This window comes from Microvirga sp. M2, from assembly GCF_047497095.1.
GTDB lineage: Bacteria > Pseudomonadota > Alphaproteobacteria > Rhizobiales > Beijerinckiaceae > Microvirga.
The window spans coordinates 2,723,118-2,739,127 of the sequence record NZ_CP134063.1; the positions used below are offsets into that span (position 1 = coordinate 2,723,118).

The 16,010-nt window shown below is 64.7% G+C and carries 15 protein-coding genes; all 15 read right to left on the reverse strand.

Annotated elements, in window-relative coordinates:
* Positions 1-8: 8 nt before the first annotated feature.
* The 15 genes from RE429_RS12845 to RE429_RS12915 all read right to left on the reverse strand — a co-directional run bounded on the left by RE429_RS12845 (position 9) and on the right by RE429_RS12915 (position 15,891).
* Positions 9-815: a biotin--[acetyl-CoA-carboxylase] ligase gene (locus tag RE429_RS12845; protein WP_414471158.1), complete on the reverse strand. Its 807-nt coding sequence runs from the start codon at positions 813-815 to the stop codon at positions 9-11.
* Positions 815-2,254 carry an NADH-quinone oxidoreductase subunit NuoN gene (gene nuoN / locus RE429_RS12850; protein WP_414474189.1) on the reverse strand — a complete coding sequence of 480 codons (1,440 nt, stop codon included), beginning with the start codon at positions 2,252-2,254 and terminating at the stop codon, positions 815-817. The genes RE429_RS12845 and nuoN overlap by 1 nt, the downstream gene beginning before the upstream one ends.
* Before the next feature lie 7 nt (positions 2,255-2,261).
* A complete protein-coding gene (locus RE429_RS12855) occupies positions 2,262-3,773 on the reverse strand; it encodes an NADH-quinone oxidoreductase subunit M (protein WP_414471159.1) in 1,512 nt (503 codons plus the stop codon).
* Positions 3,773-5,806 (reverse strand): NADH-quinone oxidoreductase subunit L, encoded by a 2,034-nt coding sequence (gene nuoL / locus RE429_RS12860; protein ID WP_414471160.1) that lies wholly within the window; start codon positions 5,804-5,806, stop codon positions 3,773-3,775. Before nuoL ends, RE429_RS12855 begins: the two co-directional genes overlap by 1 nt.
* A gap of 24 nt (positions 5,807-5,830) precedes the next feature.
* Complete coding sequence (gene nuoK, locus RE429_RS12865) at positions 5,831-6,139, reverse strand: NADH-quinone oxidoreductase subunit NuoK (protein WP_047187180.1); 309 nt, start codon at positions 6,137-6,139, stop codon at positions 5,831-5,833.
* Positions 6,140-6,150: 11 nt separating this feature from the next.
* Positions 6,151-6,765, reverse strand: coding sequence for an NADH-quinone oxidoreductase subunit J (locus RE429_RS12870; protein ID WP_414471161.1), 615 nt, complete (start codon positions 6,763-6,765; stop codon positions 6,151-6,153).
* Positions 6,766-7,005: 240 nt separating this feature from the next.
* Positions 7,006-7,494, reverse strand: a complete 489-nt coding sequence (gene nuoI / locus RE429_RS12875; RefSeq protein WP_370437234.1) for an NADH-quinone oxidoreductase subunit NuoI — start codon at positions 7,492-7,494, stop codon at positions 7,006-7,008.
* A 9-nt stretch (positions 7,495-7,503) separates the two neighbouring features.
* Positions 7,504-8,529, reverse strand: coding sequence for an NADH-quinone oxidoreductase subunit NuoH (gene nuoH / locus RE429_RS12880; protein WP_414471162.1), 1,026 nt, complete (start codon positions 8,527-8,529; stop codon positions 7,504-7,506).
* Between the two features lie 18 nt (positions 8,530-8,547).
* Entirely contained in the window at positions 8,548-10,626 is a 2,079-nt protein-coding gene (gene nuoG / locus RE429_RS12885) for an NADH-quinone oxidoreductase subunit NuoG (protein ID WP_414471163.1), read from the reverse strand.
* Between the two features lie 8 nt (positions 10,627-10,634).
* The gene (nuoF, locus tag RE429_RS12890) at positions 10,635-11,936 is read right to left on the reverse strand and encodes an NADH-quinone oxidoreductase subunit NuoF (protein ID WP_414471164.1); all 1,302 of its coding nucleotides are present in this window, start codon (positions 11,934-11,936) and stop codon (positions 10,635-10,637) included.
* 16 nt (positions 11,937-11,952) lie between these two features.
* The gene (gene nuoE, locus RE429_RS12895) at positions 11,953-13,005 is read right to left on the reverse strand and encodes an NADH-quinone oxidoreductase subunit NuoE (RefSeq protein ID WP_414471165.1); all 1,053 of its coding nucleotides are present in this window, start codon (positions 13,003-13,005) and stop codon (positions 11,953-11,955) included.
* A 118-nt stretch (positions 13,006-13,123) separates the two neighbouring features.
* Positions 13,124-14,314 carry an NADH-quinone oxidoreductase subunit D gene (locus RE429_RS12900; RefSeq protein ID WP_414471166.1) on the reverse strand — a complete coding sequence of 397 codons (1,191 nt, stop codon included), beginning with the start codon at positions 14,312-14,314 and terminating at the stop codon, positions 13,124-13,126.
* A gap of 18 nt (positions 14,315-14,332) precedes the next feature.
* Positions 14,333-14,935: an NADH-quinone oxidoreductase subunit C gene (locus RE429_RS12905; protein WP_414471167.1), complete on the reverse strand. Its 603-nt coding sequence runs from the start codon at positions 14,933-14,935 to the stop codon at positions 14,333-14,335.
* Between the two features lie 15 nt (positions 14,936-14,950).
* Positions 14,951-15,535: a NuoB/complex I 20 kDa subunit family protein gene (locus tag RE429_RS12910; protein WP_414471168.1), complete on the reverse strand. Its 585-nt coding sequence runs from the start codon at positions 15,533-15,535 to the stop codon at positions 14,951-14,953.
* The gene (locus RE429_RS12915) at positions 15,526-15,891 is read right to left on the reverse strand and encodes an NADH-quinone oxidoreductase subunit A (protein ID WP_370437226.1); all 366 of its coding nucleotides are present in this window, start codon (positions 15,889-15,891) and stop codon (positions 15,526-15,528) included. Before RE429_RS12915 ends, RE429_RS12910 begins: the two co-directional genes overlap by 10 nt.
* Positions 15,892-16,010 lie beyond the last annotated feature (119 nt).

The following is a 16,010-nucleotide window of genomic DNA, read 5'->3' on the forward strand; positions in this document are numbered from 1 at the left end:
TGCCAGCGCTAAGGTCTGGCTATATCGTGCAGTAAATGAGGAAAATAAAGATCGCCGGCATCGATGAGCTCTGCACCCGAGACGGTTTTCAGCTGCAGGCGTCCGAACCGGTCGAGCCCTTCGAAGACGCCGCGCTTCTCTCCGGCGGGAAGGCGAAGCGTCACCTCCTGCCCGATCCCGGCCGCCCGCTCCAGCCACAGCCGGCGGATCGGCCCGAAGGGATCGGCGGCGTTCAGGCGCGCGGCATTGCGCCATGCGGCGAAGGTTTGTGCGAAGGAAGCGGAGAGCGCCCGGAACATGTCGGCGCGCGTCAGGCCGGGCCTCACGGTCTGCAGGGCCAGGGCCGGGTACGGCGTGCCGGTCGGGGCGAACGCCACGTTCACGCCGAAGCCGATGACGATCGCAAGCGGGCCATGGCCCGCGAGCCGGTGCCCCTCGAGGAGGAGGCCTGAGATCTTGGCCCCGTCGAGGAGAAGATCGTTCGGCCATTTGAGGGACAGGCGCGGAGCGCCCACCCCCGTGACCGCTTCGACGGCCTCGTGCAGGGCGAGGCCCGCGACGAAGCCGAGCTGTGGGGCGTGCTGCGGCTCGCAAGGATCGGTCAGCAGAAGGCTGGCGTAGAGATTGCCCTGAGGAGACGACCATTGCCGGCCGTGCCGCCCCCTGCCCGCGCGCTGTTCCGCCGAAACGATCCAGAGTGGCCCCGGATCGCCGGAGCGCGCCGCCTGGAGCGCATCGTCATTGGTCGAGTCCGTCGCCTCGATCGAGATGAGCCGATAACCGGCGGCCTCGGCTGAGGGCGACAGATCCACCATCAGAACAGAGAGCGCGCGGCCGTGCCGGCTGCGGCGACGAGCGGAGCCGGAACGATGCCGAAGAGCACGACGAAGACGCTGGACAGACCGAGCACCAGCCTCACGCCCGCTGGCATGGAATCGTACGCAGCCCCCGGCTCGTCGAAGTACATCACCTTCACGATGCGCAGGTAGTAGTACGCGCCCACCACGCTGGTCACGACGCCGATGATGGCGAGCGCGACGAGGTTGGCGTTGATCGCGGCGGTGAACACCGCGAACTTGGCGAAGAACCCGGCCAGCGGCGGAATGCCCGCGAGCGAGAACATGATCATCGCGAGACAGAAGGCGAGGACCGGATGGGTGCGGGCGAGGCCCGACAGGTCCTCGACGTTCTCGTACATCACGTTGCCGCGGCGCATCCCGAGGATGACCGCGAAGGCGCCGAGCGTCATGGCGAGATAGATCGCCATATAGACGGCCACGCCCTGGACGCCCTCGACCGTGCCGGCCGCCAGGCCGATCAGCGCGTAGCCGACGTTACCGATGGAGGAATAGGCCATCAGGCGCTTGAGATTCCGCTGGCCGATGGCCGCGAAGGAGCCCAGCGCCATGGACGCGATGGCAATGAAGACGATGATCTGCTGCCACTGGCCGACGATGTTCGGGAACGCATCGATGAAGACGCGAATGGCCATGGCCATGCCGGCCATCTTGGGGGCGGCGGAGAAGAAGGCCGTCACCGGCGTCGGCGAGCCCTCGTAGACGTCGGGGGTCCACATGTGGAACGGCACGGCCGAGATCTTGAACGCGATACCGGCCGCGATGAACACGATGCCGACGATGGCGCCGATGCCTACCTGACCCTGCAGGATCCCCGCGATAGCCGGGAAGGACACGTTTCCGGTGAAGCCGTAAACCAGCGATGCGCCGTAGAGCAGCATGCCGGAGGACAGGGAGCCCAGCACGAAATACTTCAGGCCGGCTTCCGTCGAGCGGACGTTGTCGCGATCGAAGGCCGCGATCACGTAGGACGAAAGGCTCAGCAGCTCGAGGCCGAGATAGAGCGCGATCAGGTCGTTGGCCGAGATCACCATCAGCATGCCGAGCGTCGAGAGCACGATCAGGATCGGGTACTCGAACCGGCTGATGCCCTCGCGGCGCATGTAATCCATCGAGAGGATCACGCCACCGGCGGAGGCGATGAGCGTCAGGGCCTTCATGAACTTGGCGAAGCTGTCGATCACGAAGGAACCGTACATGGTTTCGACGCGCTCGCCGGGCAGCATCAGGACGGCCACGAAGGTGACCGCCAGAAGCCCAAGGGCGATGAGGTTCATGCCCTCGCCGGAGCGCTCGCCGCGAATGGCGCCGAACAGGACCAGGACGAGAGCGCCCGCTGCCAGGATGATCTCCGGCAGCACGGGGCCGAAAGCGGGAAGGGTGAGGACGGGGTTCATCATGACCTCAGTGTGCGGAGAGAGCCGCCGTTTTGACGGTGGAGAGCGCTGCCTGGACGCTCTGCATGAGCGCATCCGTCGGCACGGCGAAGGTGTCGAGGATCGGGCCGGGCTGCACACCGTAATAGATGATCAGCAGCACCAGCGGCGCGAAGGTGATGATCTCGCGGCGGTTCAGATCCGTGATGGTCTCGAGCGCGGGCTTGTCGAGCTCTCCGTAGACCACACGGCGATAGAGCCAGAGCGCGTAGGCTGCCGAGAGGATCACGCCCGTCGTGGCGAAGAAGGCCACCCAGGTGTTCGACCGGAACGTGCCCATGAGGGTCAGGAACTCGCCGATGAAGCCCGAGGTGCCGGGAAGCGCCACGTTGGCCATGGTGAGGATCATGAACACCACCGCATACATGGGCATCCGGTTCACGAGGCCGCCATAGGCCTTGATCTCGCGGGTGTGCATCCGGTCGTAGATCACGCCGACGCAGAGGAAGAGCGCGCCGGAGACCAGACCGTGGGAGATCATGGTGAACATGGCGCCCTGGATGCCCTGCTCGTTCATGCTGAACAGGCCCATGGTCACGAAGCCCATATGCGCCACCGAGGAATAGGCGATGAGCTTCTTGATGTCCTCCTGCATCAGGGCGACGAGCGAGGTGTAGATGATCGCGATCACCGAAAGCGCGAAGACCAGCGGCGCGAAATACACGGAGGCATCCGGGAACATGGGCAGCGAGACACGGATGAAGCCGTATCCGCCCATCTTCAGGAGCACGCCCGCCAGGATCACCGAGCCCGCCGTCGGCGCTTCCACGTGCGCGTCGGGCAACCAGGTATGGACCGGCCACATGGGCATCTTCACGGCGAAGGACGCGAAGAAGGCGAGCCACAGCCAGATCTGGAGATTGTAGGGGAACTTGAACGCGAGCAGCGTCGGGATGTCCGTGGTCCCCGCCTGCCAGTACATGGCCATGATGGCGAGCAGCATCAGCACCGAGCCGAGCAGCGTATAGAGGAAGAACTTGAAGCTCGCGTAGATGCGCCGCTTGCCGCCCCAGATGCCGATGATGAGGAACATCGGAATGAGGCCCGCCTCGAAGAACAGGTAGAAGAGGACGAGGTCGAGTGCGCAGAACACGCCAATCATCGTCGTCTCGAGGACGAGGAACGCGACGTAATATTCCTTCACCCTATGCCCGATGGAATCCCACGAAGCCAGGATGCAGAACGGCATCAGGAACGTGGTGAGCAGGATCAGCGGAATGGAGAAGCCGTCGACGCCGAGCTTGAAGCGGATCGTGTCCGTCAGCCAGACATGGCTCTCGACCAGCTGGAAGCTGGCCGTCGCCGTGTCGAACCGGCCCCACGCGACGAGCGAGAGGATGAAGGTCGCCAACGTCGTCGCGAGGGCGGCCCAACGGGCGTTGGAGCGCGCCGCTTCGCTGTCGCCGCGAAGCGTGAGGATGAACGCCGCACCGATCAGCGGCAGGATGAGAAGGCCGGAGAGGATGCCGAAGCCGAGCATTAGTGGGCTCCCCTGAAGAGATAGAAGGTCACGAGAGCCGCAACGCCGATCAGCATTGCGAAGGCGTAGTGATAGACGTAGCCGGACTGGAGGCGCACGGCGCCGCGCGTCACGTCGAGCACGCGGGCGGAGATGCCGTCAGGGCCGAGCCCGTCGATGATCCGCTGATCGCCGGTCCGCCAGAAGAAGCGGCCGATGGCCATGGCGGGACGCACGAAGATGGCGTCGTACAGCTCGTCGAAATACCACTTGTTGAGCAGGAAGCGGTACAGGATCGGATGATCCGTCGCGAGCTGAACGGGCTTCTTGGTGTCGACGATGTACATGTACACGGCGAGCAGGAACCCGGCGATCATCATCACGGTGGGCAGGAACGGAACCCAGCCCGGGACGTGATGCATCTCTTCCAGAATGTTGTTGTCGGGACGGGTGAACAGAGCGCCCTTCCAGAACTCCTGGTAGCCGTGGCCGAGGAAGGCGTCGCGGAACACGAAGCCGGCAACGACCGCGCCGATGGCGAGCACGATGAGCGGCAGCAGCATCACGAGCGGGCTCTCATGAGGCATGTGAACCCCGTGGTGGCCATGGTCGTGATCGGCCCGGGTGGCGGCCTCCACGTCGTGGCCGCGCTGGTCGTGCTCGGCCCCCTCGTGGTCGGAAGGCACCTGATGGTGCGGGTCGGCCCAGCGCGCATTGCCCTCGAAGGTCATGAAGAACAGGCGCCAGGAGTAGAACGAGGTCATCAGGGCCGCGACCACGGTCGCCAGGAAGGCGAAGGAGCCGGCCGAGCTGTGGGACGCGAAGGCCGCCTCGATGATCGCGTCCTTGGAGTAATAGCCGGCCGTGAACGGGAAGCCGGTCAGCGCCAGCGTGCCGATCGCCATCATGGCCGTGGTGAGCGGGATGTAGCGGCGCAGCGCGCCCATGTTCCGCATGTCCTGCTCATGGTGCATGGCATGGATGACCGAGCCCGCGCCCAAGAACAGGAGCGCCTTGAAGAAGGCGTGCGTGAACAGGTGGAAGACACCCGCGCTGTAGGCGCCGACGCCGAGCGCCACGAACATGTAGCCAAGCTGCGAGCAGGTCGAATACGCGATCACGCGCTTGATGTCGTTCTGCACCAGGCCGACCGTCGCGGCGAAGAAGGCCGTGATGCCGCCGACGACCGTGACCACGGTTAGGGCGTTCGGAGCGTACTCGAAGAGCGGCGACAGACGCGCGACCATGAACACGCCTGCGGTCACCATGGTGGCGGCGTGGATCAGCGCGGAGACAGGGGTCGGGCCTTCCATCGCGTCCGGCAGCCAGGTGTGCAGCAGGAACTGCGCCGACTTGCCCATGGCGCCCATGAAGAGCAGCAGGCAGGCGATCGTCAGGGCATGCCACTCGATGCCGAGGAAGTGGAACCGGGCCTCGGCAAACTCGGCCACGCGCGGGAAGATGGAGTCGAACGTGACGCCGTTGAACAGCACGAACACCGTGAAGATGCCGAGCAGGAAGCCGAAATCGCCGACGCGGTTGACGATGAAGGCCTTCATGGCGGCGGCGTTCGCGGAGTCCTTCTTGTACCAGAAGCCGATGAGCAGGTAGCTCGCCAGGCCGACGCCCTCCCAGCCGAAGAACATCTGCACGAGGTTGTCCGCCGTCACCAGCATGAGCATGGCGAAGGTGAAGAGCGACAGATACGCGAAGAAGCGCGGACGATGCGGATCCTCGTGCATGTAACCGATGGAATACAGGTGCACGAGCGCCGACACGGTGTTGACCACCACCAGCATCATGGCGGTGAGCGTGTCGATGCGGAACGCCCAGTCGACCTGGAGGTCGCCGACCGACATCCACTGGCCGATCTGGACACGGATCATCGGCTCGTCGCCGAAGCCCACATGGATGAAGGACACCCAGGAGAGAACCGCCGCCACGGCGAGCAGCGCCGTGGTGATGATCTCGGACGGCCGGGCGCCGATGACGCGGCCGAAGAGGCCTGCGATGAGGAAGCCGACGAGCGGCAGGAAAACGATTGCGTGATACATGTTCGTCTACTTTGCCGTGTGGGCTCAGCCCTTCATCATATTGACGTCTTCGACCGCGATGGAGCCGCGGTTGCGGAAGAAGACCACGAGAATGGCAAGGCCGATGGCCGCCTCGGCCGCCGCGACCGTCAGGATAAGCAGGGCGAAGACCTGGCCGACGATGTCGTTCAGGTGGGTCGAGAAGGCCACCATGTTGATGTTCACCGAGAGCAGGATCAGCTCGATGGACATCAGGATGACGATGACGTTCTTCCTATTGATGAAGATGCCGAACACGCCGAGCGTGAAGAGCACGGCGGCGACGGTGAGATAATGGCCCAGTCCGATAACCATCGCGTGTCTCCTTAGATACCCTGGCGGAAGGGAACCTTCCGAACCTGGACGGCCGTTTCCTGAGTCCGGGCGTTCTGCATCGAGATGTTCTGGCGGCGCACGCCGACACGCTCGCGGAGCGTGAGCACGATGGCGCCGATCATGGCCACGAGCAGGATCAGACCGGCGGTCTGGAAGAAATAGAAGTAGCGGGTGTAGAGCACATACCCCAGCGCCTCGGTGTTGGTCATCACGTCGGCGGCCGGGATCGGAACCGCGGGGGCGCGGATCAGGCCCGGATCGATCACATAGGCGCTCACGACGAAGATGAGCTCGATCAGGAGCACGATGCCGATCAGCGCTCCGAACGGCAGGTATTGCAGGAAGCCCTGGCGGAGCGCCGCGAAATCCACGTCGAGCATCATGACGACGAAGAGGAAGAGCACCGCGACCGCCCCCACGTAGACGATCACCAGGATCATCGCGAGGAACTCGGCCCCCATCATCACGAACAGGCCCGCCGCGTTGACGAAGGCCAGGATGAGGAAGAGCACCGACTGCACGGGATTGCGGGAGGCGATCACCATGAAACCGGAAGCGATCGTAATGGTCGCGAACAGATAGAAGAAGGCGGCGGTAACCGTCATGCTCAAACACAAGCCGCCTCGAGTGCGGCCCCTTCCGACGTGGCCAGGAACTCCCGACGGGAATCCGATGGCCTGTCTATAAATTCCGAATCCGGAGGGAACAACCCGCCGGACATGCATGCCCCCTGCCCTTTGTCGGGCAGGAATTCCGGAGCCGGCCCGCTTCGCGGGATCGGCTCGTGATTGTTGCGAGGCGTCGTCCGCCGTGGACCGGGATCCACGCCGCGGACGATGCTGCGCTTACCGATAAGGCGCGGTCTTCGCGATGTTCTTCGCGATTTCACGCTCCCAGCGCTCCCCGTTCGCGAGAAGCTTGGCCTTGTCGTAGAGAAGCTCCTCGCGGGTTTCCACGGAGAACTCGAAATTGGGCCCCTCCACGATGGCGTCCACCGGGCAGGCCTCCTGGCACATGCCGCAATAGATGCACTTCACCATGTCGATGTCGTAGCGCGTCGTCCGGCGGGTGCCGTCGTTGCGGCGCGGACCGGCCTCGATGGTGATGGCCTGGGCGGGGCAGATCGCCTCGCAGAGCTTGCAGGCGATGCAGCGCTCTTCCCCGTTGGGGTAGCGGCGCAGCGCGTGCTCGCCGCGGAAGCGAGGCCCGCGATGGCCCATCTCGAAGGGGTAGTTGAGCGTGGCCTTCGGCTTGACGAAGTACTTCGCCGTCAGGATGAAGCCCGCCACGAATTCCTTCAGAAGAAGGGCGTTGAAGAACTGACCGATCTTCATGTCGTCTCCTTAGCGCATGCCCGGCGCAGTGCCGGTGATCATCAGCACGGCCGCCACGATAACCACCATGGCGAGCGAGAGCGGAAGGAAGACCTTCCAGCCCAGGCGCATGAGCTGATCGTAGCGGTAGCGGGGCACCAGGGCCTTTACCATGGCGATGAGGAAGAACAGGAAGCTCGCCTTGAGCACGAACCAGATCACGCCCGGAACCCAGGTAAAGGGCGCGAAGGGGATCGGCGACAGCCAGCCGCCGAGGAACAGGATGGTGCCGAGCGCGCACATGGTCATGATGGCCACGTATTCGCCGAGCATGAACAGCAGGTACGGGGTGGAGGAATATTCCACCATGTAGCCTGCCACCAGCTCGGATTCGGCCTCGGGAAGGTCGAAGGGCGGGCGGTTGGTCTCGGCCATGGCCGAGATGAAGAACACCACGAACATCGGGAAGAGCGGCAGCCAGTACCAGCCGAGGATGCCCAGGCGCGTGTTCTGCGACTCGACGATCTGCGACAGGTTCAGGGTGCCGGCGCACATCAGCACGGTCACGATGACGAAGCCGATGGAGACCTCGTAGGACACCATCTGGGCCGCCGAGCGGAGCGCGCCGAGGAACGGGTACTTCGAGTTCGACGCCCACCCGCCCATGATGACGCCGTAGACGCCGAGCGACGAGATCGCGAAGATGTAGAGAATGCCCACGTTGATGTCGGCGATCGCCCATCCCGCGTTGAGCGGAATGACCGCCCAGGCCGCGAGCGAGAGGGTGCACATCACCAGCGGAGCCAGGAGGAACATGCCCTTGTTGGCGGGCGCCGGGATCACCGGCTCCTTCAGCACGAACTTGAGAAGGTCCGCGAAGGATTGGAGCAGACCCCAGGGGCCGACCACGTTCGGACCGCGCCGTAGCTGAACCGCGGCCCAGACCTTGCGGTCGGCATAGAGCGCATAGGCGATGAAGACGAGAAGCGCCACCAGCATGAGCACGCTCTTGCCCAGCATGATCGCGACGGCGAGGAGGATATCTCCAAATTCCATGGTTCTTTCTCTCCTCTCTTACTCGGCCGCTTCGAGCTTCAGTTCACGGGCGAGCGCCGAGCACTCGGCCATGACGCCGGACGCGCGGGCGATCGGGTTCGTCAGGTAGAAGTCCGTCACCGCGCTCGCGAAAGCCTCGCGGGCGGGGGTGCCGCCCAGTCCGGCAAGCGCCTCGATGGCGGCAGCGCCGTCGGCCGGACGGACGGTATCGATGGCCGCCATATGCGGATGAGCCACATAGAGCTTGGCCCGCAGCACGTTCAGCGAGTCGAACGGCAGGCGATGGCCCAGCACGTCGGACAGGGCGCGCAGGATCGCCCAGTCCTCACGAGCCTCGCCCGGCGCGAAGGCCGCGCGATTGGCCATCTGGACCCGGCCTTCCGTGTTGACGTAGGTGCCGGATTTTTCCGTGTAGGTCGCGGCCGGCAGTATCACGTCGGCCCGGTGAGCGCCACGATCGCCGTGGGTGCCCTGATAGATCACGAAAGCGCCGGGGGCGATGTCGATCTCGTCCGCGCCGAGGTTGAACAGCACGTCCACGCCGCCTTCGGCCATCTGCCGGGCGGTCAGCCCCCCCTCGCCCGGCACGAGGCCGAGATCGAGCGCGCCGACGCGCGAGGCAGCCGTGTGCAGAACCGAGAAGCCGTTCCAGCCATCCTTCACGGCGCCCACGTCCTGAGCGAGCTTCGCGACGGCGGAGAGGACGGAAAGGCCGTCCGGACGCGCCAGCGCCCCCTGCCCCACGATGATCAGCGGACGCTCGGCCCCGCGCAGCTTCTCGATGAAGCTGTGGCGGCCGGAGGCCAGCTCGGCCAGGGTCTCGGGACCCGCGCCGAGATACTCGTAAGGATAGGTCAGGTCGGCATGCTCGCCGATCAGGGCGATCGGCGGAGGCCCGGCGCGCCAGCGCTTGCGGATGCGCACGTTGACGAGCGACGCCTCGAAACGCGGATTAGAGCCCACGATCAGGATCGCGTCGGCATTCTCGATGCCGGGAATCGTCGTGTTGAACAGGTAGGAGCCCCGGCCATGGGCCGGCGACAGCACCGTGCCGTCCTGGCGGGCATCGACGTTCGTCACGCCGAGGCTCTCCATGAGGAGCTTCAGGGCGAACATCTCCTCGACGGCGGCCAGGTCACCGACGATGGCGCCGATCTTCTTCGCATGCGTGCCCTTCACCCGGGCCGCGATGGTCGCGAAGGCCTCCTGCCAGGAAGCCGGGCGAAGGCGGCCGTTCTCACGCACGAAGGGACGGTCGAGGCGCTGCAGCCGCAGGCCGTCGACGACCTGACGGGTCTTGTCGGAGATCCACTCCTCGTTCACCGCCTCGTTCACGCGGGGCAGGATGCGCATGACTTCGCGGCCGCGGGAATCCACGCGGATCGACGAGCCGACCGCATCCATCACGTCGACGGAATCGGTCTTGGTGAGTTCCCATGGACGGAAATGGAAGGATTCCGGCTTGTGGGTGAGAGCCCCCACCGGGCAGAGATCCGCGATGTTGGCCTGAAGTTCGGAGCCGAGCGCCTTTTCGAGATAGCTCGTGATCTCCATGTCCTCGCCGCGCCACAGGGCGCCCATGTCGGGCACGCCCGCCACCTCGGCGGTGAAGCGCACGCACCGGGTGCAGTGAATGCAGCGGTTCATGGAGGTCTGCACGAGCGGGCCGAGATACTTATCGGTCACCGCGCGCTTGTTCTCATGGAAGCGGCTGGTGTCGACGCCGTAGGCCATGGCCTGGTCCTGCAGGTCGCATTGTCCGCCCTGGTCGCAGATCGGGCAATCGAGCGGGTGGTTGATCAGGAGGAACTCCATCACCCCCTCGCGCGCCTTCTTGACGGTCGGCGACTTGGTCGAGATTTCCGGCGGCTCGCCGTTCGGGCCCGGGCGGCAGTCGCGCACGCCCCAGGCGCAGGACGCGACCGGCTTCGGCGCGCCCTTCACCTCGACGAGGCACATGCGGCAATTGCCGGCGATCGAGAGCCGTTCGTGATAGCAGAAGCGCGGAACCTCGGCTCCCGCCGCCTCGGCAGCCTGAAGCAGCGTGTACTCGGCTGGGACGTCGACCTCGACGCCATCAACGATGATTTTAGCCATCTTCACTCTCACTCCGCCGCGATCATGACGGATTCTGAATGCGGGTTCGCCGCGTAGTCGTCGATCCGCTTCTCGATCTCGTGACGGAAGTGCCGGATCAGACCCTGGACCGGCCAGGCCGCCGCGTCGCCGAGCGCGCAGATGGTATGGCCCTCGATCTGGGTCGAGACTTCGAGCAGCATGTCGATTTCGCGCTTCTGGGCGCGGCCTTCGGCCATGCGGTTGAGCACGCGCCACATCCAGCCGGTGCCCTCGCGGCACGGGGTGCACTGGCCGCAGCTCTCGTGCTTGTAGAAATACGAGATCCGGGCAATGGCGCGCACGATGTCGGTGGACTTGTCCATGACGATCACCGCCGCGGTGCCGAGACCGGACTTCAGATTGCGCAGCGTATCGAAATCCATCGGCACGTCGATGATCTGCTCGGCCGGAACGACCGGAACGGACGATCCGCCCGGAATGACGCCGAGCAGGTTGTCCCAGCCGCCGCGGATCCCGCCGCAATGGCGGTCGATCAGCTCCCGGAACGTCAGGCCCATGGCCTCTTCCACGTTGCAGGGCTTGTTCACGTGGCCCGACACGCAGAAGAGCTTGGTGCCGACGTTGTTCGGCCGGCCGATGCTCGAGAACCAGGATGCGCCGCGCCGCAGGATCGTGCCCGCGACCGCGATCGACTCCACGTTGTTCACCGTCGTCGGGCAGCCGTAGAGGCCCATATTGGCCGGGAAGGGCGGCTTCAGGCGGGGCATGCCCTTCTTGCCTTCCAGGCTTTCGATGAGAGCCGTCTCCTCGCCGCAGATATAGGCGCCTGCGCCGTGGTGGACGTAGAGGTCGAAGGGATAGCCGTGGACGTTGTCCTTGCCGATGAGACCGGCCTCATAGGCCTCGTTCACCGCGCGCTGGAGCGCGTGACGCTCGGCCACGTACTCGCCGCGGATATAGATGTAGGCCGCGTGCGCATCCATGGCGAAGGAGGCGATGAGGCAGCCCTCGATGAGAAGATGCGGGTCGTTCCGCATGATCTCGCGGTCCTTGCAGGTCCCGGGCTCCGACTCGTCGGCATTGACGACGAGGTAATGCGGCCGCCCGTCCGACTGCTTGGGCATGAACGACCATTTCAGGCCCGTGGGGAAGCCCGCGCCGCCGCGGCCCCGCAGGCCGGATGCCTTCATCTCGTCGATGATCCAGTCGCGGCCCTTCTCAAGAAGGAACTTCGTTCCGTCCCACGCGCCGCGCATCTTCGCAGCCTGGAGGCCCGGCGAATGGAAGCCGTAGAGGTTGGTGAAAATGCGATCTTTATCCTGAAGCATCTTAAGCTCACTCCCCTCAGGACGTCTTGTTGTCTTTGTCGACGACCACGCCCGGCTTGCTCTCGCTGCCGTCGCGGCGCGCCTCGGACCGGGCCGGAGGCGTACCGGCATTCGGCGTCGTGGGGCTTGTCGGAACGGCGTCCTTGCCGGGCGACGCCACATAGGACTTGCTGCTCTGAGGAGCCGGCTCAGCCCCCTTTTCCGTGTGCGCGTCGCTCTTTGTGGCCTTCGACGGATCGGCGGCCTCCTTCTGGTCGACCGGCTTCACGGGAGCCTCGCCTTCCTTCGCACGCTTGGCCGGCGTGTCGGCCGCATCGCTCTCGATCGGGCGGCCCGCCGGGGGCTTCGCGGCCTTGGCGTCCTGCGGCAGCGATGCCGTAGCGGCAGCGGCTTCCCCGGTCGCCGCGGGCTGGGCCTGCTCCTCGAAGCGCTTGCGCCAGGCGCCGACCTGGGATCCGTCGTACAGCGAAGGATCCTGCAGCGTGTTGACAGCCTCGAACGGCTCGGAGGACTTGCGCCCGATCTGGGAGCCCGTCTTGACGGGCCGGCCGGCGGCGAGGTCGTCGAGCAGCTTCTCGAAGTTCTCCGTCGTCAGGTCCTCGTAGTAATCGTCGTTGATCTGCACCATTGGGGCGTTGCAGCAGGCGCCCAGGCACTCGACCTCGAGCCAGGAGAAATTGCCGTCGGCGGTGACATGGTTCTGGTCGCCGATGCGCTTCTCGAGGACCTTCTTGATGTCGCCCGCGCCGCGCAGCACGCAGGGCGTGGTGCCGCAGAACTGGATGAAGTATTTTCCGACCGGCTCAAGGTTGAACATCGTGTAGAAGGTCACCACCTCCATCACACGGATGATCGGCATGTCGAGGCGCGCCGCGACGGCCTCGATGGCTTTCCGGGGCAGCCAGCCACCGGCCTGCTCCTGCGCCTTCCCGAGAAGCGCGATCACCGCCGAGGCCTGACGACCGGGCGGATACTTGGCGATCTGCTGCTGGGCGAAAGCTTCCGTCTCGGACGAGAGCACGAAGCTCTCGGGCTGCATTTCTTCAGGCGCGAGCTTACGAACGGCCATTTTGACTCATCTCCTCATCGTCATGGCCGAGCGCGAGCCCGGCCATTCACGACTTGAACTCTTCGATCACGCCTTCAAAAAGCGTGTTCCGGGCCCGGAACCGAGCCCGGATCGTTTCTTACCGGTCCACTTCACCGAACACGATGTCGATCGAACCGAGAATGCCTGCGACGTCGGCCAGCATGTGGCCGCGGCACATGAAATCCATGCCCTGGAGGTGGGCGAAGCCCGGCGCGCGCACATGGCAGCGATACGGCTTGTTGGTGCCGTCCGAAACCAGGTACACGCCGAACTCTCCCTTCGGAGCCTCCACGGCCGCGTAGACCTCGCCGGCGGGGACGTGGAAGCCTTCCGTGTAGAGCTTGAAGTGATGGATCAGCGCTTCCATGGAGCGCTTCATGTCCTTGCGGGCGGGCGGGGCGACCTTGCCGTCGAGCGTGTTGACCGGCCCCTGCCCGTCCGGAGCGCGCAGCTTGTCCAGGCACTGACGCATGATGCGCACGCTCTGGCGCATCTCCTCCATGCGGATCACCTGGCGGTCGTAATTGTCGCCGTTGAGACCCACCGGGATGTCGAACTCCATCTCCTCGTAGCACTCGTAGGGCTGCGACTTGCGCAGGTCCCAGGCCACGCCGCAGCTGCGCACCAGCACGCCGGAGAAGCCCCATTTCCAGCAATCGTCGAGGGTGATCGTGCCGATATCCACGTTGCGCTGCTTGAAGATGCGGCTGCCCATGACGAGGATGTCGAGGTCGTCGAGCACCTTCAGGAACGGGTCGCAGAAGGCCTCGATGTCGTCGATCAGCTCGGGCTGGATGTCCATGTTCACGCCGCCCGGCCGGAAGTAGTTGGCGTGCATGCGCGAACCGGAGATGCGCTCGTAGAAGATCATGAGCTTCTCGCGCTCCTCGAAGCCCCAGAGGGGCGGCGTGAGCGCGCCGACGTCCATCGCCTGCGTGGTCACGTTGAGGAGGTGCGACAGCAGACGGCCGATCTCGGAAAACAGGACGCGGATCAGCTGCGCGCGACGCGGAACCTCGATCCCGAGGAGCTTTTCCGTCGCGAGGCAGAAGGCGTGCTCCTGGTTCATCGGCGCGACGTAGTCGAGCCGGTCGAAATAGGGATTGGCCTGAACGTAGGTCTTGTACTCGATCAGCTTCTCGGTGCCGCGGTGGAGCAGGCCGATATGCGGGTCCACGCGCTCGACCAGCTCGCCGTCGAGCTCCAGCACGAGGCGGAGCACGCCGTGCGCGGCCGGGTGCTGGGGACCGAAGTTGATCGTGAAGTTGCGGATATTATGCTCGCCCATGGGTCGCCCTTTCCGCTTCTAAGCCTTGGCCTTCTCGTCGCCGGGCAGCACGTAGTCCGTGCCCTCCCAGGGAGAGAGGAAATCGAAGTTGCGGAATTCCTGGCTCAGCTTCACCGGCTCATAGACCACGCGCCCCAGGCCGTCGTCGTAGCGAACCTCGACATAGCCGGTGAGCGGGAAGTCCTTGCGGAGCGGATGCCCCTCGAAGCCGTAATCGGTGAGCAGCCGGCGCAGGTCCGGATGGCCCGAGAACAGAACGCCGTAGAGATCGTAGGTCTCGCGCTCGAACCAGTTGGCGGCGGGGAAGAGCCCGATGATCGAGGGGACCGGGGTCACCTCGTCGGTCTCCACCTTCACCCGGATGCGGCGGTTATGGTGGGGCGCCAGGAAGTGATAGACCACGTCGAAGCGCTTCTCGCGGGCCGGATAATCGGCGCCGCAGATATCGATGAAGCAGACGAAACGGCACTGCGGGTCGTCCCGCAGGAACGTAACGACCCGCTCGATCTCCTCGAGACGGGCGACGAGCGTCAACTCGTTGAAAGCGATCGCGCGATCCTCGATCGCCTCGCCGAGGGACGAGGCGATGTGGTCGCTCAGGGCTTGGAGCTCAGCACTCATGAAGATGACCTTTGCTCAGCGCTCGATGGTGCCGGTACGGCGGATCTTCTTCTGGAGAAGAAGCACGCCGTAGAGGAGCGCCTCCGCGGTCGGGGGACAGCCAGGCACGTAGATGTCGACCGGAACGATGCGGTCGCAGCCGCGAACCACCGAATAGGAATAGTGATAGTAGCCGCCGCCATTGGCGCAGGAGCCCATGGAGATGACGTAACGCGGCTCGGGCATCTGGTCGTAGACCTTGCGCAGCGCAGGCGCCATCTTGTTGGTAAGCGTGCCGGCGACGATCATCACGTCCGACTGGCGCGGCGAGGCGCGCGGCGCGAAGCCGAAGCGCTCGACGTCGTAACGCGGCATCGACATCTGCATCATCTCGACCGCGCAGCAGGCCAACCCGAAGGTCATCCACATGAGCGAACCGGTGCGCGCCCACTTGATGAGTTCCTCGGACGAGGCGACGAGAAATCCCTTGTCGGCCAGTTCGTCGTTGATGGAGACGAAGTAAGGGTCGGTCGCGCCCACCGGCTTCCCGGTGTTCGGGTCGAGGATTCCCCGGGGGGCGGGAGCCACCAGGGTGGACTGGTTGTCGGAGATCAATCCCATTCCAGGGCCCCTTTCTTCCACTCATAGACGAAGCCGATGGTCAGGACGCCGAGGAAGAGCATCATCGAGAGAAAGCCGAACCAGCCAAGGTTCCCGAACACGATGGCCCAGGGGAACAGGAAGGCTACCTCCAGGTCGAAAATGATGAAGAGAATAGCGACCAGATAGAAGCGCACGTCGAATTTCATGCGCGCGTCATCGAAGGCATTGAACCCGCACTCGTAAGCGGAAAGCTTCTCCGAATCGGGCTTGCTGTAGGCGACGATGAACGGCGCCACGAGCAGCGCCACTCCGATCAGGAGCGACACGCCGATGAAGATCACGAGAGGCAGGTAGTCGGCGAGAAGATTCGTCATACGACACCCAGAAGAAACGAAGCACGGCCGGGTCGGCCGGCGGCATGCCACGCATTTAAGCCACAGAAAGGCCCGAAGGAAGGTCCTGCGACAAACGGCGGTTTGTGGCCGGAGGCTTA